The organism is Rhodococcus sp. R1101, assembly GCF_000278445.1.
Taxonomy (GTDB): Bacteria; Actinomycetota; Actinomycetes; order Mycobacteriales; family Mycobacteriaceae; genus Rhodococcus; species Rhodococcus gordoniae.
The window spans coordinates 1-981 of sequence record NZ_AJVB01000800.1 but is presented as its reverse complement, the minus strand read 5'-3'; the positions used below and the strand labels follow the sequence as shown (position 1 = coordinate 981).

The window sequence follows — 981 nt, the reverse complement described above, 5'->3', positions numbered from 1 at the left end:
CTCGAAGAGCTGGGAGTGGGCATGAGCAACGTCGTCATCGTGGAGGCTGCGCGGACACCGATCGGTCGTCGCCGCGGACAGCTGGCCGGGGTACATCCCGCGGTGTTGCTCGGTGCCGCTCAGAAGGCCGTTCTCGACCGCACCGGACTGCCCGCCGATCAGGTCGGCCAGATCGTCGGAGGCGCGGTCACGCAGGCGGGGGAGCAGTCCAACAACGTGACCCGCCAGGCGTGGCTCCACGCGGGTCTTCCGTACACGACCGCCGCGACGACCATCGACTGCGCGTGCAGTTCGTCGCAGCAGGCCGTCCATATGGTCGCCGGACTGATCGCGTCCGGTCAGATCGATGCCGGAATCGGGTGCGGCGTCGAGGTCATGAGCCGGGTATTCCTCGGTCAGGCCAACGCACCGGGCACCGGCAACCCTTATCCGGACGACTGGTCCATCGACATGGGTGACCAGTTCACTTCCGCCGAGCGGATCGCCGCGAAGCGCGGGATCAAGCGCGACGACGTCGACGCCCTCGGGCTCGAGTCGCAGCGGCGCGCCGCGGCCGCCTGGGTGGAAGGCCGCTTCGACCGCGAGATCGTCCCGGTGCAGGCGCCCGTCGTGACGAAGGAAGGCGAGCCCACCGGTGAGATCGCGACCGTGACCCGCGACGGTGGGCTCCGCGAGACCACCGCAGAAGGGCTTGCCGGCCTCCGTCCGGTGATCGAGAACGGAATCCACACCGCGGGCAACTCCTCCCAGGTCAGCGACGGTGCCGCCGCGGTGCTGCTGATGAGTGAGGACAAGGCACGCGAAGCCGGTCTGCGGCCGCGTGCGCGCATCCTCGCGTCGACCCTGATCGGTTCCGACCCGTACTACCACCTCGACGGCCCCGTCGACGCGACCCGCGCGGTGCTCGAGCGAACCGGAATGTCGTTGTCGGACATCGACATCGTCGAGATCAACGAAGCTTTCGCCTCCGTCGTGCTGTCC

At 68.8% G+C, this 981-nt stretch carries 1 protein-coding gene; it reads left to right on the top strand.

Annotated features, from left to right (window positions below; all coding sequences use genetic code 11):
* Positions 1 to 21: 21 nt before the first annotated feature.
* A partial coding sequence (locus R1101_RS0124305) for a steroid 3-ketoacyl-CoA thiolase (RefSeq protein ID WP_026003655.1) occupies positions 22 to 981 on the top strand: 960 nt, incomplete at its 3' end.